The 22,253-nt window shown below is 41.5% G+C and carries 19 protein-coding genes, 6 tRNA genes and 1 pseudogene; 8 read left to right on the top strand and 18 right to left on the bottom strand.

Annotated features, from left to right (window positions below; translation table 11 throughout):
* The first annotated feature begins 295 nt into the window (after nucleotides 1-295).
* The 3 genes from FTU12_RS12235 to FTU12_RS12225 are packed head-to-tail and all read left to right on the top strand — an operon-like array spanning nucleotide 296 to nucleotide 2,498.
* Nucleotides 296-796 carry a YfiR family protein gene (locus tag FTU12_RS12235; RefSeq protein ID WP_180022391.1) on the top strand — a complete coding sequence of 167 codons (501 nt, stop codon included), beginning with the start codon at nucleotides 296-298 and terminating at the stop codon, nucleotides 794-796.
* The gene (locus FTU12_RS12230) at nucleotides 793-2,010 is read left to right on the top strand and encodes a diguanylate cyclase domain-containing protein (protein ID WP_180022392.1); all 1,218 of its coding nucleotides are present in this window, start codon (nucleotides 793-795) and stop codon (nucleotides 2,008-2,010) included. The genes FTU12_RS12235 and FTU12_RS12230 overlap by 4 nt, the downstream gene beginning before the upstream one ends.
* 8 nt (nucleotides 2,011-2,018) lie before the next feature.
* Nucleotides 2,019-2,498 (top strand): OmpA family protein, encoded by a 480-nt coding sequence (locus FTU12_RS12225; RefSeq protein ID WP_180022393.1) that lies wholly within the window; start codon nucleotides 2,019-2,021, stop codon nucleotides 2,496-2,498.
* Nucleotides 2,499-2,615: 117 nt separating this feature from the next.
* Here FTU12_RS12225 and FTU12_RS12220 read toward each other — a convergent pair.
* The 10 genes from FTU12_RS12220 to secA form a co-directional block, all read right to left on the bottom strand.
* Nucleotides 2,616-2,692, bottom strand: a tRNA-Pro gene (locus tag FTU12_RS12220).
* Nucleotides 2,693-2,709: 17 nt separating this feature from the next.
* Nucleotides 2,710-2,785, bottom strand: a tRNA-His gene (locus tag FTU12_RS12215).
* A 105-nt stretch (nucleotides 2,786-2,890) separates the two neighbouring features.
* Nucleotides 2,891-2,967, bottom strand: a tRNA-Pro gene (locus FTU12_RS12210).
* 3 nt (nucleotides 2,968-2,970) lie between these two features.
* A tRNA-His gene (locus FTU12_RS12205) sits at nucleotides 2,971-3,046 on the bottom strand.
* A 44-nt stretch (nucleotides 3,047-3,090) separates the two neighbouring features.
* A tRNA-Arg gene (locus tag FTU12_RS12200) sits at nucleotides 3,091-3,167 on the bottom strand.
* Nucleotides 3,168-3,212: 45 nt separating this feature from the next.
* Nucleotides 3,213-3,289: transfer RNA gene (locus FTU12_RS12195), tRNA-Pro, on the bottom strand.
* Between the two features lie 154 nt (nucleotides 3,290-3,443).
* Nucleotides 3,444-4,511 carry a quinolinate synthase NadA gene (gene nadA / locus FTU12_RS12190; protein WP_180114473.1) on the bottom strand — a complete coding sequence of 356 codons (1,068 nt, stop codon included), beginning with the start codon at nucleotides 4,509-4,511 and terminating at the stop codon, nucleotides 3,444-3,446.
* 153 nt (nucleotides 4,512-4,664) lie between these two features.
* Nucleotides 4,665-5,885, bottom strand: a complete 1,221-nt coding sequence (argJ, locus tag FTU12_RS12185; protein ID WP_180064009.1) for a bifunctional glutamate N-acetyltransferase/amino-acid acetyltransferase ArgJ — start codon at nucleotides 5,883-5,885, stop codon at nucleotides 4,665-4,667.
* Nucleotides 5,886-6,045: 160 nt separating this feature from the next.
* A complete protein-coding gene (locus FTU12_RS12180) occupies nucleotides 6,046-6,402 on the bottom strand; it encodes a hypothetical protein (protein WP_078194125.1) in 357 nt (118 codons plus the stop codon).
* Nucleotides 6,403-6,546: 144 nt separating this feature from the next.
* Nucleotides 6,547-9,270: a preprotein translocase subunit SecA gene (secA, locus tag FTU12_RS12175; RefSeq protein WP_180114472.1), complete on the bottom strand. Its 2,724-nt coding sequence runs from the start codon at nucleotides 9,268-9,270 to the stop codon at nucleotides 6,547-6,549.
* Between the two features lie 337 nt (nucleotides 9,271-9,607).
* Between secA and FTU12_RS12170 the strand changes: the two genes are divergently transcribed.
* The 3 genes from FTU12_RS12170 to FTU12_RS12160 all read left to right on the top strand — a co-directional run bounded on the left by FTU12_RS12170 (nucleotide 9,608) and on the right by FTU12_RS12160 (nucleotide 11,962).
* Nucleotides 9,608-10,243: a peroxiredoxin gene (locus FTU12_RS12170; RefSeq protein WP_078194127.1), complete on the top strand. Its 636-nt coding sequence runs from the start codon at nucleotides 9,608-9,610 to the stop codon at nucleotides 10,241-10,243.
* 302 nt (nucleotides 10,244-10,545) lie between these two features.
* Nucleotides 10,546-11,373, top strand: a complete 828-nt coding sequence (locus FTU12_RS12165) for an MBL fold metallo-hydrolase (protein ID WP_180113370.1) — start codon at nucleotides 10,546-10,548, stop codon at nucleotides 11,371-11,373.
* A 49-nt stretch (nucleotides 11,374-11,422) separates the two neighbouring features.
* Complete coding sequence (locus tag FTU12_RS12160; protein WP_373684164.1) at nucleotides 11,423-11,962, top strand: dual specificity protein phosphatase family protein; 540 nt, start codon at nucleotides 11,423-11,425, stop codon at nucleotides 11,960-11,962.
* A 20-nt stretch (nucleotides 11,963-11,982) separates the two neighbouring features.
* Here FTU12_RS12160 and FTU12_RS12155 read toward each other — a convergent pair whose 3' ends face one another.
* From FTU12_RS12155 to trpA, 4 genes are read right to left on the bottom strand one after another with little or no spacing between them, the layout of a single operon-like run.
* Nucleotides 11,983-12,960: an SPOR domain-containing protein gene (locus FTU12_RS12155; protein ID WP_078191218.1), complete on the bottom strand. Its 978-nt coding sequence runs from the start codon at nucleotides 12,958-12,960 to the stop codon at nucleotides 11,983-11,985.
* A complete protein-coding gene (gene folC / locus FTU12_RS12150) occupies nucleotides 12,957-14,240 on the bottom strand; it encodes a bifunctional tetrahydrofolate synthase/dihydrofolate synthase (protein WP_180114470.1) in 1,284 nt (427 codons plus the stop codon). Before folC ends, FTU12_RS12155 begins: the two co-directional genes overlap by 4 nt.
* The gene (accD, locus tag FTU12_RS12145; protein ID WP_111885388.1) at nucleotides 14,237-15,133 is read right to left on the bottom strand and encodes an acetyl-CoA carboxylase, carboxyltransferase subunit beta; all 897 of its coding nucleotides are present in this window, start codon (nucleotides 15,131-15,133) and stop codon (nucleotides 14,237-14,239) included. The genes folC and accD overlap by 4 nt, the downstream gene beginning before the upstream one ends.
* On the bottom strand, nucleotides 15,130-15,933 hold the full coding sequence (trpA, locus tag FTU12_RS12140) for a tryptophan synthase subunit alpha (RefSeq protein ID WP_078191221.1): 804 nt from the start codon (nucleotides 15,931-15,933) through the stop codon (nucleotides 15,130-15,132). The genes accD and trpA overlap by 4 nt, the downstream gene beginning before the upstream one ends.
* 363 nt (nucleotides 15,934-16,296) lie before the next feature.
* Between trpA and FTU12_RS12135 the strand changes: the two genes are divergently transcribed.
* Nucleotides 16,297-17,631, top strand: a complete 1,335-nt coding sequence (locus FTU12_RS12135) for a Na+/H+ antiporter NhaC family protein (RefSeq protein WP_180114469.1) — start codon at nucleotides 16,297-16,299, stop codon at nucleotides 17,629-17,631.
* Nucleotides 17,632-17,715: 84 nt separating this feature from the next.
* Here FTU12_RS12135 and FTU12_RS12130 read toward each other — a convergent pair whose 3' ends face one another.
* On the bottom strand, nucleotides 17,716-18,744 hold the full coding sequence (locus tag FTU12_RS12130) for an AraC family transcriptional regulator (protein ID WP_180114468.1): 1,029 nt from the start codon (nucleotides 18,742-18,744) through the stop codon (nucleotides 17,716-17,718).
* A 145-nt stretch (nucleotides 18,745-18,889) separates the two neighbouring features.
* Here FTU12_RS12130 and FTU12_RS12125 point away from each other — a divergent pair, with 145 nt between their 5' ends.
* Nucleotides 18,890-19,765, top strand: a complete 876-nt coding sequence (locus FTU12_RS12125) for a metal-dependent hydrolase (RefSeq protein ID WP_078191325.1) — start codon at nucleotides 18,890-18,892, stop codon at nucleotides 19,763-19,765.
* A gap of 51 nt (nucleotides 19,766-19,816) precedes the next feature.
* Here the strand turns inward: FTU12_RS12125 and FTU12_RS12120 are convergent, their stop codons facing one another.
* The 3 genes and pseudogenes from FTU12_RS12120 to FTU12_RS16595 form a co-directional block, all read right to left on the bottom strand.
* Nucleotides 19,817-20,809 (bottom strand): DUF2804 domain-containing protein, encoded by a 993-nt coding sequence (locus FTU12_RS12120; RefSeq protein ID WP_180109267.1) that lies wholly within the window; start codon nucleotides 20,807-20,809, stop codon nucleotides 19,817-19,819.
* 145 nt (nucleotides 20,810-20,954) lie between these two features.
* The gene (locus tag FTU12_RS12115) at nucleotides 20,955-21,473 is read right to left on the bottom strand and encodes a DUF1543 domain-containing protein (RefSeq protein ID WP_180114467.1); all 519 of its coding nucleotides are present in this window, start codon (nucleotides 21,471-21,473) and stop codon (nucleotides 20,955-20,957) included.
* 23 nt (nucleotides 21,474-21,496) lie between these two features.
* Nucleotides 21,497-22,222, bottom strand: a pseudogene (locus tag FTU12_RS16595) (CPBP family intramembrane glutamic endopeptidase).
* Nucleotides 22,223-22,253: the final 31 nt, after the last annotated feature.

Genomic DNA, 22,253 nt, shown 5'->3' with positions numbered 1-22,253 from the left:
ACCGGTAATTCAAATTATTTTTAAACTCTCTTTCTAAAACCCAACTTAATTAATTCAACCAAGCTACTGTTTTATCAGAAGTTTTAATCTTCATCACCGCCGATGGATGTGCATTCTACAGCATTTCAGATGTGTTGCAACACCTTTTTTATGATTTATTTTACGCATGTCGCTTTTTTAAACACATAAACATTCTTTTGTATTATTATTGGGCTATATACGCCCTATTTCATATAATAAAACGTATATGCACCCAATTTTCATTCCATTTAATTTAAGACATTTTTGATTTCGTATGGTTGTTTTTAAAAAAACTGCCTATTTAATAATGGCGTGCTCCATTTCACCCTTATTATATGCAGCTCCCACAGCAAATATTTTCACAACCACTTTCTCTATTTTGAGTTATGCCAAGTGGGAAACCACTTCACCCAAATTTTGCGTGATTAATAATTCAAGTTTAGTCAATGATTTTAAAAAACTTGCGCCAACCCACAGCACTTATAAAATTACAGCCATCAATGTGAATGACATCAAATCCAGTCATTGCCAAGTTTTATTTTTTTCCAACCTAACAGCAAAAGAAGAACAAAACATTTTAAACAGCCATGTCAATTTCCCCGCCCTCTCTCTAAGCAGTAACAATAGTGAGTGTGAGTCTGGCAGTGCATTTTGTTTGTATAAAAAAAATCAGAGTTATTCGTTTAAAATTAATATGGAAAGTCTAACGCAGTCACAAATACATATTGATCCACGGGTTTTATTACTGGCGAAGTCATCGGAGTCAGCTGAATGAAACAACTCTATAACCCAATTACATTACACCAATTATTTACGCGTTCGCAGCTCACCATCTTTGCTTTAACATTTACGATTTGTTCTGCGATTTTTTTGGTGATTTCCACCTATACCATGCATACCTATGCAAAAAACAGCTTAACGATTTTATCAAATGCGATTAACGAACGTGTTCAACCGGCTGTGGTGTTTAATGACCAAACAACGATGCGTCAAATTTTAAATGAATACACTCAACTGTATCCCATTCGATCGATAGAAATTACCAACCTTCAAAATGCGTCGCTTGCTCATGCTGAGCAACAAGAAATTTCAACATTTTCTAGCCAAGCGATTTTAGATTATTTCTTTTTTAGCCAACCGATTCGTTTAGATATTCATCATGATCAGAAAAGTTATGGCGAACTGGTCGTATATGGAAACTCGTCAGATTTAGTTAGTTTCTTCCATAAAATTTTGCTGGGTTTATTTTTAGGTTTTATTCTTTTATTGGCTACTGTGTTTTGGTCGGTGAACTCTGTTTATCAATACTTAATGCAATCCGTTCGCTCTATTGTTGAATCAGCTCAAACCATTAGTATTAAGAAAGATTATAAAATGCGGGTTTCAAACTCTGATATTCAAGAATTACACGCACTCAGCACCGCCTTTAATGGTTTACTTAGTGAAATTGATCAGTCAAATAAAAACTTAATTTCAGAAAATGACAAGCTAATTCATCTAGCACGTCATGATGCATTAACCCAATTACCAAATCGCAATTATTTTTATGAAAAGCTGTTTGAGCTATTTGACTTACAAGCGAACGCTGCCGTGTTCTTTGTCGATATTGAAAACTTTAAACATGTGAATGACCAATATGGACACTTAGCTGGGGATGCAGTACTACGCGCCTCATCACATTGTTTAAAACAAGCACTACCAGATGATGCTTTCGTTGCGCGACTCGGTGGTGACGAATTTGCAATTATTATCAATCGTTTAAATTTCCTGACAGAACTCGAAGTCCTTTGTCACAAAATACATGAATGCTATGGTTCCACATTTGTTTATGAGCAACATAATATTGCATTACAAGCTAATATTGGTGTGGCACTGATCCAAAATGCAAAATCGCCAGAAGATTTGATCGCAGATGCGGATCGCGCCATGTATGATGCTAAACTTTCTAATAATCATTGGTGCATTGCACTTCAACGCCCCAACTCATAGGATTTGCTATGTTAAAGAACGCATTTAAAGTTTTATTTATACTTGCATTCACGACCACTATGACAGCCTGCATGAGTTTAGGTAACTTAAGCTACAAACAAGCACGCATGCTTAAAAAAGAAGGTTTTGTCTTGACCAATGATGGTTGGACACTTGCCCTACCAGAACGACTTTTATTTGGCTTTGATGATTATCAAATTCAACCCCACCAACAAGGCAAGTTAAATACACTTGCCACTCAACTGATTAAATATGACCTAAACAAAATTAAGTTTATTGGTCATACGGATAATGTTGGACAAGCCAATTACAACCAACAACTGTCAGAAAAACGTGCGCAAAGCGTCGCAAACGTCTTTTTAAAGCAAGGTTATAACAGTTCAAATATTCAAATTATTGGCCGTGGGGCTGAACAGCCGATGGTCTCTAATGACACCGAAACAAATCGTGCCATAAACCGTCGTGTAAATGTCACGATCATTCCCTAAATAGTGAAATATAAAAAAGCCACCATAAGGTGGCTTTTTTATTGTGTTTATAAATTTTAGGCATAAAAAAACCGCTAAATGCGGCATCTTTTTTTACAGTATTGCTTTTGAGATAAATGGTCGGAGCAGTAGGATTCGAACCTACGACCCCCTGGTCCCAAACCAGGTGCACTACCAGGCTGTGCTATGCTCCGCTTTCAACTTTAAAAATTGGGGTGAATGATGGGATTCGAACCCACGACAACCGGAATCACAATCCGGGGCTCTACCAACTGAGCTACATCCACCATCATGTTCTTGCTTGTGAATAACCAATATAACGCATTTTAAATTACAGGCATAAAAAAACCGCTGTATGCGGTATCTTTTATCGACCGTTTTCTTTAAGAAAATGGTCGGAGCAGTAGGATTCGAACCTACGACCCCCTGGTCCCAAACCAGGTGCACTACCAGGCTGTGCTATGCTCCGAATTGGGGTGAATGATGGGATTCGAACCCACGACAACCGGAATCACAATCCGGGGCTCTACCAACTGAGCTACATCCACCATCACAACAAGTTTCAGATTCTAGTATCAGAACACCATTAAAATGGCGCGCCTGACAGGATTCGAACCTGTGACCATCCGCTTAGAAGGCGGATGCTCTATCCAACTGAGCTACAGGCGCATTACCGATGACATAGACTATCACGCGATTTTTGCCTTGAGAAATTGGTCGGAGCAGTAGGATTCGAACCTACGACCCCCTGGTCCCAAACCAGGTGCACTACCAGGCTGTGCTATGCTCCGTTTCATCTCAGCTTTCGCTGTATCGCATATCATGCGGTACGGTGTGCATTCTAGGCGTGACGTTGATTAACGTCAACACCTATCTTCAAAAAAACATAAAAAATCATTTCAAGCGATTATTTATCAAGCACTTTAATCATTTTTCAAGCAAAAATTAACGTTTTAAACTGGCACTGAAATTCAACATCCGATCTAAAGGCAATTTAGCACGCTCAGCGAGCACTGGATCTACGAAAATTTCTTGATCGCCTTTTTGTAAAACTTCGAGAATGCCATCTAATTCATTCATCGCCATCCAAGGACAATGCGCACATGAACGACAAGTCGCTCCCTCACCTGCCGTCGGTGCTTCGATGAGAATTTTATTTGGTACAGCTTGCTGCATTTTGTAAAAAATACCACGATCTGTTGCCACGATTAAACGTTCGTGTGGCAAGGTTTGTGCAGCCTTGATCAATTGCGAGGTGCTACCGACGGCATCTGCAATATCCACCACAGATTCTGGTGACTCGGGATGCACCAAAACTGCTGCATCAGGATACAACGCCTTCATATTGTCAATACCACGTGCACGAAATTCTTCATGGACAATACATGCCCCATCCCATAGCAACATGTCTGCACCGGTTTTCTTTTGAATATAGCGACCGAGATGCTGATCGGGTGCCCAAATAATTTTTTCACCTAAACTATCTAAATGCTCAACAATTTCAACAGCACAGCTCGAGGTGACCACCCAATCTGCACGCGCTTTCACTGCCGCCGAGGTATTGGCATATACCACAACCGTATGATCCGGATGTGCATCGCAAAATTTGGTAAATTCATCGACAGGACAACCCAAATCAAGTGAGCATGTTGCTTCTAGGGTTGGCATCAGTACGGTTTTTTCAGGAGATAAAATCTTCGAGGTCTCCCCCATGAATTTCACCCCTGCAACCACCAACGTCGTTGCTTCATGATCCCGACCAAAACGTGCCATTTCAAGTGAATCCGAAACGCATCCACCGGTCTGTTCTGCTAGTTCCTGCACTTCAGGATCACAGTAATAGTGTGCAACAAGGACAGCGTTACGTTTTTTGAGTTCCGCTTTAATTAATTCAAACTTTTCAAGCTTTGCAGCTTCCGTTAAGTGATGCTCTTTTACATCGCCCAAACGATCCAAATGCGCTTGTACAATTGATTTTGCTTCATTTGCAATTAAGTTGTTTGCATTATTCATCACAACGTCTTCTCTATCCTTAATGCCTGCTACTACACAGGTGCTTCACAACTGACCCATAAATATGGCACTTGGCTATTTTTTACCGGTCATTAAAAAGTTCCACTTATAAAAAAGCCTCACAACGGAGGCTTTTCAAAAACATCAAATATCTTATGAGCGGTAATCTGCGTTAATCTTGACATAATCATACGAAAGGTCACAGGTATACACAGTATCTCGAGCACTGCCACGTCCTAAATCTACACGGATCGTGATCTCAGATTTCTCCATCTCTGCAGCCCCTGCTGCTTCGGTATAATCTGCTGCGGCACCACCGTCTTTACAGATTTGAACATCACCTAACCAGACCTGAATTTTTTCAACATCTAAGTTTGGCACACCGGCATAACCAATAGCTGCCAAAATACGGCCCCAGTTTGGATCTGATGCGAAGATTGCAGTTTTAACCAACGGTGAATGTGCAATGCTATAAGCAATATCGCAACATTCTTGAGTATCTGCACCACCTTCTACCGCCACAGTAATAAACTTCGTCGCACCTTCACCATCACGGACAATAAGCTGTGCAAGTCGTTTCATCACACGTGTTAACACGTCTAAAACAGCAGCATAACGTGAATCTGTTTCTGAAGTAATTTCTACGCCACCAGCTTGACCCGTTGCAATCAAAATACATGAGTCATTCGTTGAGGTATCACCATCCACTGTAATACGGTTAAACGACAGGTTAACTGTGGTTTTCAAAAGCTGTTGCACTAACTCACGACTAATGGGTGCATCCGTTGCTACATAACTCAACATGGTCGCCATATTTGGACGAATCATGCCTGCACCTTTAGAAATACCAGTCATGGTATACAGAACCCCATCTAGCTCAAACTGCTCAGATGCACCTTTAGGTGTGGTATCTGTGGTCATAATGCCTGTTGCCGCATCCAACCAAGCATCTTCTTGTAAACTATCTAATGCGGGTTGCAAGCCTTGAACCAAACGATCAATAGGTAATTGCTCGCCAATTACACCCGTTGAAAAAGGAAGGACTTCTGTATTTTGAACACCTGCCAGTTCCGCCAGTTTCGCACACGTCGCTTCAGCATTTGCCATACCGATTTTGCCAGTACCGGCATTGGCATTTCCGGTATTAATCACTAGATAACGTGGATTACCTGCTAATAAGTGTGCTTTCGAAATATGCACCGGTGCTGCACAAAATGCATTTTGAGTAAATACGCCTGCAACATTAGAACCTTCAGCAAATTCAAAAATGACAAGGTCACGTCGGTTCTGATAGCGCACATACGCTTCAGCCGAACCGATTTTTACACCTTTCACCACATGCATCTGTGGCATAGATACGTCACCAACTGCCATTTTTCAACGTCCAACTATATGAGTTATAAAAAATACAGCTTAGTGCAAAATCTATAAAAAATCGAGCAGAAGCACGGTTTTGCTGTAATTTTATTGTGGATTTCTTTTGCACATAAAAAAACCAGTCTTTCGACTGGTCTTTATCGATGTTCGTCGTAAATTAGTTACGCGCAAGCTGAGTTGCTTCATCAAGAAGCACTTGTTTCGCTTTTTGTTGACTCGCAGCAGAAAGGGCTGGGTTTTCAGCCACAATACGGTCAGCATTCGCCGCATTGGCTGCTGCAATTTTTGCAGTTTGCAATACGATTGGACGATTTGGATTGGCAAAGGTATAACGAATACCCGTACGCGGGCTTGCTACAGTCACTTGACCGTCAGTACCAACCTGTACTTGAGTTGTTGTTGGACCAACTGCTTGTTGAACTTTCTCTAAAGAAGTCGTCTGAGGAGCGTTTGCAAAGGCAAAAGTTGGCAAAGCCAAAGCAGCAATCATGAACGGTTTTAGTACTTTTTTCATTGTCTTTTCCGTCTTACGGTTATTGATAGAAACTAAATAACATTTAATCTACTGAACTGCAAATACTATTCAGGTCAGATCAGTAGTGTAAATAAAAAATCAGAGCGCGAAGGCTCTGATTTATTTGAAATTAAACAATGCTGTTTAGATTTTACCGTGACATTGTTTATATTTTAGACCTGAACCACATGGGCAAGGTGAGTTACGACTTTCTGGCGGAACAATCACTTGCTCTGCAGGGGTATACTGCGCATCGATAACATCATTACCATTGGCTTCAGCCAACAAATTATCAAAGTCGTTGTGTGACAATTGAAGATTCATTGATTCAGCTTGAGCCTGTTTTTGAGCTTCCATTTCTGCAAGTTCTTCGGCTGTAGGCACATGAATACGAGATAAATCTGTCACGACATCTGACTTAATCACAGCAAGCATGTTTACAAATAAGTTAAAGGCTTCTTTTTTGTATTCTTGCTCAGGATTTTTCTGCGCATAACCACGTAAATGAATCCCTTGACGTAAGTAATCCATCGCTGCCAAATGCTCTTTCCAATGGCGGTCCAATGAATTCAACATAAAGTGACGTTCTAGCATTGCAGCCGTTTCGTCACCCATTTGTGTACGACGTGAACGGTAATGCTGAAGAACTTCATCAGTAATACGTTCAACCAAAGCTTCTTCATCTAAACGACGATCTTGCTCTAGCCACTGCGAAATTGGCAATTCAATCGATAGATCTTCACGAAGTGCTTTTTCAAGACCTTCTATATCCCACTGATCGTGAATAGACTCAGGTGGAATATATACTTCGATCATGCCTTTAGTCACATCCTGAATCATCGTTTCGATGTAATCTTGTAAAGACGGTTCAACAAGAATTTCATCACGCTGAGAGTAAATAATCTTACGTTGTTCGTTGTTTACGTCATCGTATTTCAATAGATTTTTACGAATATCGAAGTTACGTGCTTCAACTTTACGTTGTGCATTTTCAATCGAGCGTGAAACCATTTTATGCTCAATGGCTTCATCTTCTTTCAGCCCCATGGCACGCATCATTGCAACTACGCGATCACCTGCGAAGATACGCATCAAGTCATCTTCAAGCGACAAGTAGAAACGTGATACACCTGGGTCACCTTGACGACCCGCACGACCACGTAACTGGTTATCGATACGACGAGATTCATGACGTTCTGAACCAATGATGTGTAAACCACCAGAGTTCAGCACCATTTCATGATTTTGTTCCCACTCTGCTTTCAAACGTGCTTCGTCTGCTTCAGTCGGTTCTTCAATCTTCGCCAGCAACGCTTTCCAGTTACCACCTAACAGAATATCAGTACCACGACCGGCCATGTTGGTAGCAATCGTCACTGCACGCGGTGAGCCCGCTTGCGCAATAATATCCGCTTCACGCTCATGTTGTTTCGCATTGAGCACTTCATGTTGAATGCCTGCTTCTTTCAGCTTATCTGATAAAATTTCAGAGGCTTCAATGGTTGCTGTACCAATCAGGATCGGTGCAACACCCGCTTCATGAACACGTTGAATTTCTTGAATGATGGCGTTGTATTTACCTTCACGATTTAAATAAATTAAATCGTTTTGGTCATTACGAATCATCGGGCGATGGGTTGGAATCAGTACAACATCCAAGCCATAAATTTCTTTCATCTCTGCAGCTTCAGTATCTGCAGTACCCGTCATCCCTGATAATTTTTTGTATAGACGGAAATAGTTCTGGAATGTTGTGGTTGCTAGTGTTTGGTTTTCAGGTTGAATTTCCAAACCTTCTTTTGCTTCCACTGCTTGATGCAAACCTTCTGACCAACGGCGACCCGGCATGGTACGACCAGTGTTTTCATCGACAATGATCACTTCACCTTCGTGGATGATGTAATGCACGTTGCGTTGGTATAGGTAATGCGCACGAATGGCCGCAGAAACATGGTGCACCAAGTTTAAATTAGCAGATGAATATAGACTTTCACCTTCAGCAAGCAAGCCCATTTGAATCAATTCAGCTTCAACAGTTTCATAACCGACTTCGGTCATTTCTACAGAGCGCTGTTTTTCGTCAATCCAGAAGTGACCACCATCTGGTACCTTCTCTTCTTTTTGTGCATGAAGTTTTGGTGGAATGCTGTTAATGGCAGCATACAACTGAGATGAATCTTCTGATTGACCAGAAATGATCAACGGTGTACGCGCTTCATCAATCAGGATCGAATCGACCTCATCGATGATGGCATAGGTTAAGCTGCGCTGTTTTTTCTCAGCAGCAGAAAACACCATGTTGTCACGCAAGTAATCGAAACCGAATTCGTTGTTGGTACCGTAAGTAATGTCAGCTCGATACGCTTGAGCTTTTTCAGTTGAGTCTTGCATTGAGTAAATAATCCCAATGCTTAAACCTAAAAATTCGAATAATGGACGGTTTAATTCAGCATCACGCTGTGCGAGATAGTCGTTCACCGTAATCACGTGAACACCTTCACCACTAATCGCATTGAGGTAACAAGCAAGCGTTCCCATGAGGGTTTTACCTTCACCGGTACGCATCTCTGCGATCTTACCTTCATGCAAGGTAATACCACCAATCAGCTGTACGTCATAATGACGCATGCCCATGACACGCTTCGCAGCTTCACGACAAACAGCAAACGCTTCAGGTAATAATTTATCAAGGCTGTCGCCTTTTTTATAACGTTCTTTGAATTCTTCAGTTTTTGCAGATAAGTCTGCATCGCTTAGAACAGATATCGTCGGCTCGAGCGCATTAATCTTCTCTACGATTTTACGCATGCGTTTGAGTTCGCGCTCATTTTTGGTACCGAAGATTCCTCCGATCAGACTTGCCAACATGAATAGACTCTCTAAATCTTGCTTGTCAAATGAATATATTTTCTTAGTCGTTATTATGGTGCTAGAAATTCGAAGTACAAGGGTTTTGCACAAAAATCCCCTTAAATATTCTGCGCTCGGGTTCTAGCCCCGGAGACTTAAGGCAAGCTAATGTAACAAATTTTCTGCAGACAACATAGTGACTCTGTCGTGAGATATTTCGCATTTATCCCCCAATAAAACTGTTTTATATGAAATATATTCATAAAGAAATGAAAAAACACTATTTTTAATCATAAAAAAAATCCTTCATATTTATTTTCAAGTTAAACAAATTCAATAAATACGGGGATATTCCATGACGATTCGTTTAGGTGATACTGCACCAGACTTTACTCAAGACTCAAGCGAAGGCAGCATTCATTTTTATGACTTTTTAGGTGACAGTTGGGGCATTTTATTTTCGCATCCTGCCGATTACACCCCAGTCTGCACCACAGAACTTGGATTTACCGCAAAACTAAAAGATGAATTTAGCAAACGTGGTGTCAAGGCCATTGCCCTGTCTGTTGATGATGTTGAGTCGCATCATGGTTGGATTAACGACATTAATAATACTCAAAATACCACGGTCAACTTCCCGATCATTGCAGACAAAGACCGTAAAGTGTCCACCCTTTATGATTTCATTCACCCCAATGCCAGCGAAACATTAACTGTTCGCTCTTTGGTGATCATCGATCCAAATAAAAAAGTCCGTTTAATCATTACTTATCCTGCATCTACAGGGCGTAACTTCCATGAAATTTTACGTGTCATTGACTCTTTGCAACTGACAGACAACCATAAAGTTGCAACACCGGCCAACTGGCAACAAGGTGAAGATGTGGTGATTGTGCCGTCATTAAAAGATGAAGAGGAAATCAAACAACGCTTTCCTCAAGGGTATAACGCAGTTACGCCTTACCTTCGTTTAACACCTCAACCTAAGTGAGGATAAAACGGAGTATTACGCTGTCCGAGCGCAAGATAAGAAGCTCTGCTGTGAGTGACCAAAGCGAAGGTACAAATTTAACTATTTTTAAGTGCAGCACCTAAGTAAACTAAGGATCATAACCATAGCTACTTATAGTTACTATAGTTTTCCCCTCAGAACGAATGACGAGCCCGTTCTGGCATTCTCCAACCTGCTCATCTCCGGATGAGCTTTTTTTGATTACAAATTCCTCTCAGGGATTAGATTGGTTAAACCTCTCAAATCCGTTATAACTAAGAAAAACTTGAAAATAACAAACAGTGATTCATCAAATTCATCATTTACATTGTGGTAGTTTTTGTCCAACGTGTGCCCCTTTATTTGGACAGAAAGGCTTTCGCGCACATTTGGTCTGTCATTGCCTGCTCATTGAAACCGATAAAGGGCTCGTCTTAGTCGATACAGGACTGGGCTTACAAGATTATTTGCATCCACAAAATCGTTTAGGTCGGTTTATTTCACGCACAGCGCAGATCAAATTTAATCCGCAACTGAGTGCGATTCATCAAATTCAAAAATTAGGCTTTAAGGCTCAAGATGTTCAACACATTTTGTTGTCACACTTAGATTTTGATCATGCTGGCGGGATCTCTGATTTTCCGCAGGCGACTGTGCATGTCTTAGCCAGTGAATATAATGCCACTCAAAACCTTCATAGCTTAAAATCACGACTGCGCTATCGACCACAGCAATTCCAACTGCATCGTTATTGGAATTTTATCGAAAGCATCGGGACGCAAGCATGGTTTAACTTAGAACACACTGCCGGTCTATCTATTTTTCAAGATGACATTTTAATGCTTCCACTTTTGGGACATACCGCTGGTCATGCCGGTATTGCGATTAAAAATAACCAGCGCTGGTTGTTATATTGCGGCGATGCTTATTACTCACAGCATCAATTAAATCCAAATTTTCATTCGCGGGCCTTAAATCAGCTTGAGCGTTTATTTGCCACCGACAATACACAGCGACTGCACACACTTCATAAGATTCAGCAGTTAGCACAGCATCCGGACATCGATCTCATCTGCGCACATGACCCATTCGAACTCGCTCGCTATCAGAACACAAGCAATGACCGCTAAAATCCTGCCAATGATCCTCCTTAGTGTTAGCTTCAGCTTCACGGGTTGCATGACATCAAATCCATTACCGTTAAATGAACGTCCTCAGCATTGGGGAAAAGTCGTTCATCAACAGCATAATTTTTATCAAATCAGCCCAACAGTATTTCGCAGTGAACAACCTGATGTAGATCTCGCCCCTGTTCTACGAGAACAGCACATCGATGTGATCATAAATTTACGTTCACGGCACCATGACCCAGAACGCTTAAACAATGTCATTGATACGCAAAAGGTTAAATTTGTACATATTCCGATACACACGTGGCAAATCGATCGTGAAGATTTACTGACGGTGATGAAAACCATAAAAGAAGCTGAACAACAGCAGCAAAAAGTGTTAATCCATTGCTACCACGGCTCAGACCGTACAGGTGCGAGTGTGGCCATGTACCGAATTATTTTTCAGCATTGGTCCATTGAGGAAGCAAAGCGTGAAATGAAACAAGGTGGCTATGGCTTCCACCCTATTTGGAAAAATATTGACCGTTTATTCAGCCCTGAAAATATAAAATGGATTCAGCAACAACTACTGAATCCATCTTATTAAAGGTCATTTCTCAAATAAACTTAGCGTTTATCGAGTGGTACCCAATCAATCACCCACGCAGATTTCATATTCAAACTTGCATCTGAATTGATCTTTTTACGTGTTGCGTCCGCAGCATCACGGTCCTTCGAAGGACCGACCATAATACGAATGCCTTTAGATGTAGGACTCTTCGTCACTTTATAGCCTTTTGCACGTAATTTTGCAGCGACGGCATCTGCATTGGCTTCATTAGCTGCCAGAGCAACTTGTACCATCCATTGCTTATCGCCATTTTCCAACAGATCACGTGCTTTTTCAGCTTCAGCTTTTTTCTTGGCTTCGGCTTTACGCTTTTCTTCTGCCTTGTGTTTTTCTTCGGCTTTACGCTTTTCTTCAGCTTGTTGCTTCGCTTCCGCTGCTTTCTTATCTGCAGCTTTTTTCTCAGCTTCAGCATGTGCTTTACGTTCAGCTTCTTTTTGAGCATCCGCTTTACGTTTTGCTTCAGCTTTTTGTTTATCTGCTGCGATACGTGCCTGATCAGCCTTTTGCTGCGCCGACTGAGTCTCTAACTTTTTTTGAGCCGCCAACTTATCCTCAGCTAAACGCTTTTGCTTGGCTTTTTCATCTTCAACCAATTCGGGCGGAATATTATCCGAACTTTGTTGAGCTGAACGATGTGCGTTTAATGCCGCATATTCTTCTGCTGCTTTACGTGCTGCATCCGCTTCCGCTTGTTGTTGCATCGCTAAAAATTCTGCTGCACGTGCTTCTTGCTCCGCAACCGATTTTTCACGGGTACGTCGTTGTTCTTCGAGCAAACGCTTTTCAGTTTCAACATCAACGGTCAATGATGACATTTTACCCGCCCCCTGACCTTGTTGCTCAACTTGAGCCATTTCAGGGGTTTGGCTTTGATTTTGATGTATTTCTTCTTTGCCTTTAAGTAAAAGTGCGGCCAGCAGTACACCACCACCTAATAAAACAACACCACCCATCCAGCGTTGTTTGTTATTCATTGACATTCTTCCAGATACTCCCATACCGCTTCTAAGGTATGAAATGAACCACATACCAGAATCAGCTGATTATTCTTTGTTTCTTCCAGCGCGGACTTAAAAGCTAATTGCACATTGTCATAATGTTCTACGACTTGATGCTGCAGTGCGCTATCCAATTGTGTGATAGATGCAGCACGTGGCACATTTAATTGTGCAATTTTCCACATTCTTACCGTATCTTTCAATAAGTTAACGACAGAATTTATGTCTTTATCAGTCAGCATGGAGAAAACGCTGATCACTTCTGTGTATTGTTTATTGTACTGGAGGAAATTTCGCAATTGCTTTAACAAAAATTCAACACCATGCGGGTTATGTCCCGCATCGAAAATCACCGTTTTTCCTGCAATTTCTCTAACTTCAAAACGGCCTTGTAACTTGGCATTGATAATCCCCTGAGCGATCAACTGCTGAGAGACCACCAAACCACTGGCCAATATTGCCGCTACAGCCGTAGAGATATTTTCGAGTGCCAAAGAACCCACTGGCAGTTTTAAAGTTGTACCTGATGAAGCAAACATCCAAGATTGTCCGTCATCACTGTACTGATAAAAATAATCACGATTGAGTACATGTAAAGCGGCTTGGCAATCTTCTACTTTTTGACGAATGGCTTCAGGTAAAACTTGCTGCCCACCAAAAATCACAGGAATATTTGGACGAATAATCCCTGCTTTCTCAAAAGCAATTTTTTCAATGGTGTCACCCAACCAATCGGTATGGTCTAAACCAATATTGGTAATCACTGCAACATCTGGATCGACGACATTGACTACATCAAGTCGGCCACCGAGGCCGACTTCAAGTACCCATACATCGCAATGTTGCTGTTTAAAAATAACAAAAGCGGCCAAAGTGGTCGCTTCAAAAAAAGATAAACTTAATTCACATTCACGACGCGCCTGATCAACGGCCACAAAAGCATCAATCAGGGTTTGGTCGGCCACTTCAACACCTTGAAGCTTTACACGTTCATTGAATCGATAGATATGCGGTGATTGGTATAAACCCACATTATAACCTTGCGCATTTAAAATGGCAGCCAATGTCGTTGTGGTTGAGCCTTTCCCATTGGTTCCAGCAACCGTCAGAACTTTGGCATCAGGCTGGGTTACGCCCAATCGATCTGCAACAGGAATTACCCGCTCCAGACCCAAATCAATACCCGTAACATGAACATGGCTCCAATAATCGAGCCATGTGTTTAAAGAATCAGTTGCAAGTGGTGCTGTGTTCAAGGCAAGTTCATCAATTTCGCTACAATACGATAAACTGTATCACGTAATGCATGACGGTGGACAATTTGATCGACTACACCATGATCAAGCAAATATTCCGCACGTTGGAACGGTTCTTCCAATTTTTCACGTACAGTTTGCTCAATTACACGCTTACCAGCAAAACCAATCATGGCTTTCGGCTCAGCCAAATGAACATCACCGAGCATTGCCAATGATGCAGTCACACCACCATAAACTGGATGTGTCAGCACCACTAGATAAGGCAAGCCTGCATCTTTCATTTTTTGGATGGCAGCTGAAGTACGCGCCATTTGCATGAGTGACAACATGCCTTCTTGCATACGCGCACCACCAGAGGCAGCGAAGCAAATAAGTGGTTGTTTGGATTTAATTGCAAGTTCAGCCGCTTGAACAAAGCGGTCACCAACTACAGTGCCCATTGAACCGCCCATGAAATCAAATTCGAAAGCAGTCGCAATCATTGGAATGCCTTTCAGCGTTCCTTGCATCACCACTAAAGCTTCTGTTTCACCGGTTTTCTTCTGCGCCTCAGACATACGGTCTGGATACGCTTTGCTATCAACAAATTTCAGTGGATCTTTGGCTTTAAATTCTTGACCCAATTCTTTTTGTACTTGGTCAAAGAACCAGTTCAAACGATCACGCGCTTTCATTCGCAAGTGTTCATCACACTGTGGACAAACGTAGGCATTAAATGACATTGCAGTACGAGTCACAAGTGCATGACACTCAGGACATTCAATCGTCGGCTCAGTAAATGTCGCCTTTAATGCTTGCTGTTCATCAGGTACATGAATACCTGGTACCGCACGCTCTGTCCATGGCGTAGATGCGCTCAGAATTTTGCCTGTTTTTGCGTCTTGACTCATACTAACTCATCGAGCGCAGCTCGAAGCTCCTTCACTTTATTCACTGTTTCGATTACAGCTTGTTCTGGCGCTAAGTTTGCAAATTGTTTAACAAAAGCACTACCTACAATCACCGCATCTGCAGCAACACCCATGGCTTTCGCCGATGCTGCATCACTAATACCAAAGCCAACGCCGACAGGTACCTGAGTATACGATTTGATTTTTTGAATACGTGCCGCAGCTTCAGCAACGTCTAAAGTCGCTGCACCTGTCACACCTTTCAAAGAAACATAGTAGATAAATCCACTGGCTTGTTTCACCACATGCTGAATACGTTCATCAGTGGATGTTGGCGCAAGTAAGAAGATTTGATCCATGTCGTATTTTTTCAATACTGCATCTAGATCTTTTGCTTCTTCTGGTGGAAGGTCCACCAAGAGCACGCCATCTACACCGCATTCATGTGCATAGGCAACAAACTTTTCATAGCCGATTACTTCAACAGGGTTTAAATAGCCCATCAGTACTACTGGTGTTTCTGTATCGTTTTTACGGAACTCTTTCACCATGTTCAAGGCATCTAGAGTATTGGTTCCTGCAGCAAGCGCACGCTCAGCAGCAAGTGCAATAACAGGACCATCCGCCATTGGGTCTGAAAATGGAAGACCCAATTCGATCACATCTACACCTGCCTCAACCATTTGATGTAACAAAGGTACCGTTACTTGTGGATGAGGGTCACCAGCCATAACATAAGAAACCAAGGCCTTACGCTGTTGAGATTTAAGCGTTCCAAATCGAGTGGCTAAACGTGACATAGGGTTATACTTTCCTTGAATGAATCAAAACTATGATGTGGGTTTTGTCGAAATACAAGACATCGCATTGTAACGCTATTTTTTACCCATTGAACAGGGTATACAATCCTCAGTCGGCATTTCTCATGCAAACATAATTTTCCAGAACAACCCGAAAGCATCATTTACCGATATTTCAGTTTTTTTCACAATGATCAAAGATGCCTAATTTTAGGATCTGGCAAAATTATAAGGTTTTAGACTAACTTAATTTTATCATCAAAAAAATGTTAAAAATAACAGGCTTAGCATTTACATTTTAATTTTCCTTAAATTGCAAAACCTGCTTTATACTAGCCGCATACTTTTATTTTTTTATCTCCTATGTCCTCCGATTCACAAGTGAAAGTGCCTGCTCGGGCATTTGCACTGCTCCCGCTTATTGTTTTTCTGACCATTTTTTTGGGCAGTGGTATTTACCATTCCATCATTGGAACTGAGTTTGCGTTCTATCAAGTGAAAGCCCCAGTCGCTGCTCTTCCTGCAATTGTATTGGCAATTTTGCTCTATCGAGGCAAGATCAATGACGCGATTGATACATTTATGAAAGGTGCCAGTCACCCGAATTTGATCTTAATGTTCATGGTCTTTATGCTCGCTGGTGCTTTTGCCAGTGTCAGCAGTGCCATCGGTAGTGTCGATGCAACAGTGCAGTTGGGACTATCGGTGATTGCGCCTGAGTTCGTGCTGCCCATGCTGTTTATTATTGCGGCCTTTATTGCCACAGCGATGGGAACCTCCATGGGCACTATTGCAGCCTGTGCACCAATTGCCTTTGGTTTTACTCAAGTCACCGAAATTGAAGCGGTGTATGCCATTGGTGCTGTGGTCGGTGGTGCTATGTTTGGTGATAATCTGTCGATGATTTCAGATACCACTATTGCTGCAACGAACAGTCAAAAAGTTCAGCTTCGCGATAAATTTAAGGTCAATGTCTGGATTGCTGTTCCTGCATCGATTGTCAGTATTTGTATTTATTTATTCATGAGTCAAGGCTCACAAGCGATTGAACACAAAGCCTATAATGCTTGGCTGATCTTGCCGTATTTAGCCGTATTTATTTTGGCCTTTTCACGTTTACACGTGCTTGCTGTACTGACCATTGGTGTCTTGTTATCTGGTTTGATTGGTTTGGTGATTCAACCTGAATTTAATTTATTAAGCTTAAATAATTCTATTTATGACGGCTTTACCGGCATGTTTGAAGTTGCCCTGCTTTCTATTTTCTTGGGTGGTATTTCTGCCATTATGCAAAAAGAAGGCGGTTTAGAATGGCTGATTCAACGCATTTACAGCATGACGCGCTGCTTTAAAGTTGGTGCTGAACGCGCGGGGGAAATTGGTATCAGTTTCTTGGTGATTTTCTCCAACCTATTTGTGGCAAACAACACTGTCGCAATTATTTTATCTGGTGACATGGCACGTGAAGTCGCGAAAGAATATGGTGTAGACCCTAAACGTGCGGCTGCACTCTTGGATATTTTCTCTTGCGTAGTCCAAGGTCTCATTCCTTATGGTGCACAGCTGTTACTGGCTTGTTCGATCGCAAAACTTTCGCCTGTGGAACTGATTGGTAGTGTGTATTACTGTTGGGTCTTGGCAATCTTTGCCATCCTTGCCATTTTACTTCGGTATCCAAAATTAAAAGCTGCGGCATAAGTTTGGCTTTAAAGAAAAGCGGTCGTTTGACCGCTTTTTTTAATGCTGTATGAATGGCTTTTCTTGACGAGCAATCTGCACGTTTTATTCTAATTTCAAGGCTTTTTTTCGCGCTAATAATGTCTCTCCGCTATATGCCTTAAAAGCACGTGCCAAAGCCGACTGATCTGAATATCCTAACTGCAACGCGATATCCGTCAAATGGGTTTGTTGTGAAAGTAGATATTCACAGCGTTTCATCCGTTCCAGCTCCAAAAGCCGCTTAAATGAGGTGTCTTTCTCCTTTAACTGTCGTTGCAGGGTTCTGACTGACAGATGTAACTCCTCTGCTAACCATTCTATTTTAGGGGCTTGCTGCTGTAATTTGAGATAATCTGCTATGCATTGTTGCATCTGTTGAATTGGATCTGCATGTTGCGAACGAGCAGCTATCGCCTCTTCGGCTTGACGTAATAACAATTGCATCAGTGACGGATCAGCAAGTTCTGACTTTAAATCCAAACTGTCTGCATGAATCACAAATGAATATTTAAGGGTCGAAAATTCCATTTGGCAACCATAAAACTTTTCATAGTGATAACGTGCCATCCGCGGCACATGTGCAAAATGAATGCGGAGTAACTTTAAAGAATCTGGAAAAATTTGCTTGGCCAAATGTGCCATACAGGCCATCGTCAATTCATTCACCAAAGCATATTCATCATCATGCTGTGGCCAAGACAGAATAATTTGATGATCTTGATGGCTCATATTCATCGGCACAATTTGCGCGCCATCAATCACCAAACGACTAAAGCGCATCACATATTGCAAAGCATCTGCAACACTATTACTCAGTGTCGCCATATAGCCTAACACCCCAAAATGCTCTGCACGAATAAACTTGGCCATTTCAAAAACCAATTGCGGGCAATCCAGATGCTGCTGAGTCAGTTGCATGATGCTGTTAAAAGAAGAATTCGGCGATTGAGAGTCGATCGGCAAAGACAGCACATGCTGAATTTGCGCAGCATACGGTGCAATCCATTCGAGCTGTGTATAGTTTAATTCACGCTCAAGTAAGACCATATTCCACAGTTGGAAGTAACCATTTGGGATCTGAATTTCAGCCATCTCGCCCCTCTTTCTGACCTGCCAATTCTGACATTTTATATTTTCATCATGGCGTAAAATGTATGAAAATTGGCAATATCTGTCAAAACAAAGTGCAATTTCTCCGACATACTGCAATCAATACGACTCGCACAGAAAAAATATCATGAATGCTATCGTCAAATATCAAGTCGAACCCATTGTTCGCACAAAGCTAAATTTTAAGTTGGAAGAAATTCCGCGCTATTGGTTTGGCGGAGACCCATTTTTAACACGTATGTTTGATGCCTTGAGCCTGACCTTTCCTGATGGCGAGCGCTATTTTATTGAATCTGTACGTCTGTTCCGCAGTCAAATTCAAGACCCTGATTTACAGCAACGTGTCGCTGACTTTATTCGTCAAGAAGCGCAGCACGGTATGGCGCATGACAAAATGAATATGTTGATGAAACAACAAGGCATGCCTGTCGATGCGTTCATTAAACGTCTGAATAAAATTTTTAAATTTGAACTGAGCAAGCGCTCACCAGAATACAACATTGCCATGACGGCTTCCGCCGAGCACTTGACTGCGCTGATGGCTGAAACCTTTTGTAGCCAAAAGTCCGTACTAGAATCTGCGCATCCTTATGTCCGTGCATTATTTATTTGGCATGCGATAGAAGAAATGGAACATCGCGATGTAGCTTTTGATGTGATGAAAGATGTGGCTAAGGTCGATGAAAATTTAAAGAAATTTACTTTGGTCTGGACTAGTGGATTGATGCTCGGCTTTACCTTATACCGTGCCAATGTGATGCTGAAACATGACGGCTTCAGTTTCACTGAACGTTTAAAATTAAATATGAAAGGCTTACCGTGGTTCTTTGGTAAAAATGGCACCCTCACCCGAATGAGCAAGCCATATCGAGATTGGTTTAAAAAAGACTTCCATCCGAGTCAGCATCCCATTGTGCAAAATTATGATCTTTGGTTAAAAACTTATGAAGAAACCAATGATCCAATTCAAGCTGCAGAAGTGTTTTGGCAAGCTGCAAAATAAAAATTGAATAAAAAAAGCCGCATCGATTGCGGCTTTTTTATAGGCTTAGACTTACCATTTTGCATAGTGCTGCTCAAGTAAACCATATTCATTTAAGAATACTATTTCTTCGCCATCACGTTGAATTGTACCGCTAATTTTTGCCTGCCATTGACTGAACTGACTACCGACCAATCTTAAATTCAGGTTTTCATAGCGCCGCCAACCTGTGCTGACGATCAAATTTAAGCTGTTGTCTAATGAGCTAATATTCCATTGATTATCGCCTTGTTGCTGAAACAGCACATCAGACATGGCATACAGATGTCCATTGACCCACAGACAATTTTCATTACCAAAGCTTTCATTTACCCCAGAGGCAAGATTGATCCCAACGCGTCGATTTTGACTGTCCCAAAAGTTACACGATAACCAAAACCATGCGGTTTCAGGACGAAGAAAACCACAGGTATCATCTAAAGACACCAATGTCCGGTCATGGAATTGAATGGTCTTGCCTTGCTTATTGATAAAAAAACCTTCACACCCTAACGTCGTCAATTTTTGAGTATAGGTCCAACCATTAATTCCTGTAGGGCTACACATACTCAGCGGATCAGTCCCCGCACAAAACACTCGAGCGCTCAGTTTGAGTTCGCCATGTTTTGACATTTGAATGTATCGCACACCATTGGCATGCTGAATGTCCAGTTGAATCCCTGACTTAATAAAATGACTTTGATTAAATAAAGGTTGTTCATCTAAAACGGTATTACGTGACAGGAAATTAATCGAATTCCATTCCAACACTTCATTCGTAATATGGTCATACACATAGACAAAACCGTGCCCCGCCCACGCGATATCGGCAATCGCTAGACCAATCGTATAATGTTCATGCTGAATACAACAAAATTTAAATTTTTTATATTTTAAACGCTTACGCCAACCTTGAAGTCGTTTTCCATACGGTGTCTTATATTCATACTTACTTAAATCGATGCGATTGGGAAGTTCACTAAAACGCCCATAATGCGGCTGTCCATTCGGCCGTATTAAATCCATATACGCCATTCCATTGAGGTTTAAGGTCTAAATCCTGAATGTTATTATGCCTATTATTTAACGCCTGAAAAGACAATCCATCTGATTTCAGGCGAATATCACAAAAAAATATAAAAGCTGACATTTCAGCTCTTAATCATCACAATTATTCATTTATTAAGATGTAATCATTTTTCCATGAATTTTGCTGGCTATGCGGCGTTTCAACCAATTCGATATAGCGCCCATAGACATGATCAATCGCAATACAATCATCAACATCTAGGGTTCGGTCGGTATGTTGTTTTTGCCAATGTGACTCAAAAAAAGCCTTGCCCCGTTGTTTTGCAACGCTGGCATTTTGTCCCGTCACCAAAACATAACGATGTAATTCACCAAATTCGCGGGCATCATATCCCCCGAGATTAATCAGCCATAATTTTTCATCTTCAGCTCGGGGCGCGGCATCACAAAATTGGATACGATAATGCCGATTTTCAGTGCTGACTGTATGTACCTGTGCCCAAGCATCAATATGTAAGCCTTTTTGCTCACCAAACCATGCCGTTCTCAGTTGTGGATAAACCTCTTCTAATGCGTTACCCACTGCAAGAATGACATCATGCACTTCGATATTTGCTCTTGAATGGCGTCCGCCGAGCATCACCATAAATAAACTAGACACAATCTTCCCCCCTATTTTTGACTTCAACTGCCCACATAGGGCTGAAGCAATTTCAATAAAATCACGCCGCCTAAAGAGAGTACTGCATTGTTGACGAAATGAATGAGTAAAACATGCCAAATGTTACGCGTCCACAAATAGATCAGGTTGAGAAATAGGCCTGCCGCCATAAAACTGATGGTCGCAATCAAATCGCCATCAAAATTATGATAATGAATCAAGCCAAATAAAATTGAGTTCAGCAAGACCAAAATCACTCGCCACAGCCACGGCTGTACAAATAGCTTTTGTAGCAAGGTATAGCGGAAAATAATATCTTCGAGCAAAGCGGTAAATAATGGCCCAAGACTGATGATCAGCAAACTGAAAAAGGCAATCGTATTGGGATCAATAGTTGATTCTTTTTCAATGCTCTCGCCCACTGGCAACAGGCTGTGTGTAAAAAAAATCACCACTTGTAAAGCGACTGCACCGACAACCACCAACAGGCTTGAACGCCAAAAAGCCTGTTTATACTTTTGTCAGTGTGTATACAACATCGTTTTATAGAGCCAACATACAGCAATAAATAAAATGCCGCGAAAGATCGAATCACCCAAAGCAACCTGAACCGAAACACCAAAAAACTGGTCTAAGACATAACTGTTGAGCAAGATCAGCGGAAGAATACACAGCGCAAAAGTATCACGCCATTGCCAAGAAATATGGGTTGGAAAGGATTCTGCACGAACCAATTGGGTAAATGTCATTGTTATAAAGTCTTTCTAAAGCAATAAAATT

Origin of the sequence: Acinetobacter sp. YH12063 (genome assembly GCF_013419715.1) — a bacterium.
Lineage (GTDB): Bacteria > Pseudomonadota > Gammaproteobacteria > Pseudomonadales > Moraxellaceae > Acinetobacter > Acinetobacter amyesii.
This window is presented reverse-complemented; position numbering and strand designations above follow the sequence as displayed.

Excerpts from the sequence above, each read along its gene's own strand:
- FTU12_RS12235 (WP_180022391.1), top strand. The coding sequence starts at position 296 with ATGGTTGTTTTTAAAAAAACTGCCTATTTAATAATGGCGTGCTCCATT.
- FTU12_RS12230 (WP_180022392.1), top strand. The coding sequence starts at position 793 with ATGAAACAACTCTATAACCCAATTACATTACACCAATTATTTACGCGT.
- FTU12_RS12225 (WP_180022393.1), top strand. The coding sequence starts at position 2,019 with ATGTTAAAGAACGCATTTAAAGTTTTATTTATACTTGCATTCACGACC.
- nadA (WP_180114473.1), bottom strand. The coding sequence starts at position 4,511 with ATGAATAATGCAAACAACTTAATTGCAAATGAAGCAAAATCAATTGTA.
- argJ (WP_180064009.1), bottom strand. The coding sequence starts at position 5,885 with ATGGCAGTTGGTGACGTATCTATGCCACAGATGCATGTGGTGAAAGGT.
- FTU12_RS12180 (WP_078194125.1), bottom strand. The coding sequence starts at position 6,402 with ATGAAAAAAGTACTAAAACCGTTCATGATTGCTGCTTTGGCTTTGCCA.
- secA (WP_180114472.1), bottom strand. The coding sequence starts at position 9,270 with ATGTTGGCAAGTCTGATCGGAGGAATCTTCGGTACCAAAAATGAGCGC.
- FTU12_RS12170 (WP_078194127.1), top strand. The coding sequence starts at position 9,608 with ATGACGATTCGTTTAGGTGATACTGCACCAGACTTTACTCAAGACTCA.
- FTU12_RS12160 (WP_373684164.1), top strand. The coding sequence starts at position 11,423 with ATGACATCAAATCCATTACCGTTAAATGAACGTCCTCAGCATTGGGGA.
- FTU12_RS12155 (WP_078191218.1), bottom strand. The coding sequence starts at position 12,960 with ATGAATAACAAACAACGCTGGATGGGTGGTGTTGTTTTATTAGGTGGT.
- accD (WP_111885388.1), bottom strand. The coding sequence starts at position 15,133 with ATGAGTCAAGACGCAAAAACAGGCAAAATTCTGAGCGCATCTACGCCA.
- trpA (WP_078191221.1), bottom strand. The coding sequence starts at position 15,933 with ATGTCACGTTTAGCCACTCGATTTGGAACGCTTAAATCTCAACAGCGT.
- FTU12_RS12135 (WP_180114469.1), top strand. The coding sequence starts at position 16,297 with ATGTCCTCCGATTCACAAGTGAAAGTGCCTGCTCGGGCATTTGCACTG.
- FTU12_RS12130 (WP_180114468.1), bottom strand. The coding sequence starts at position 18,744 with ATGGCTGAAATTCAGATCCCAAATGGTTACTTCCAACTGTGGAATATG.
- FTU12_RS12125 (WP_078191325.1), top strand. The coding sequence starts at position 18,890 with ATGAATGCTATCGTCAAATATCAAGTCGAACCCATTGTTCGCACAAAG.
- FTU12_RS12120 (WP_180109267.1), bottom strand. The coding sequence starts at position 20,809 with ATGGATTTAATACGGCCGAATGGACAGCCGCATTATGGGCGTTTTAGT.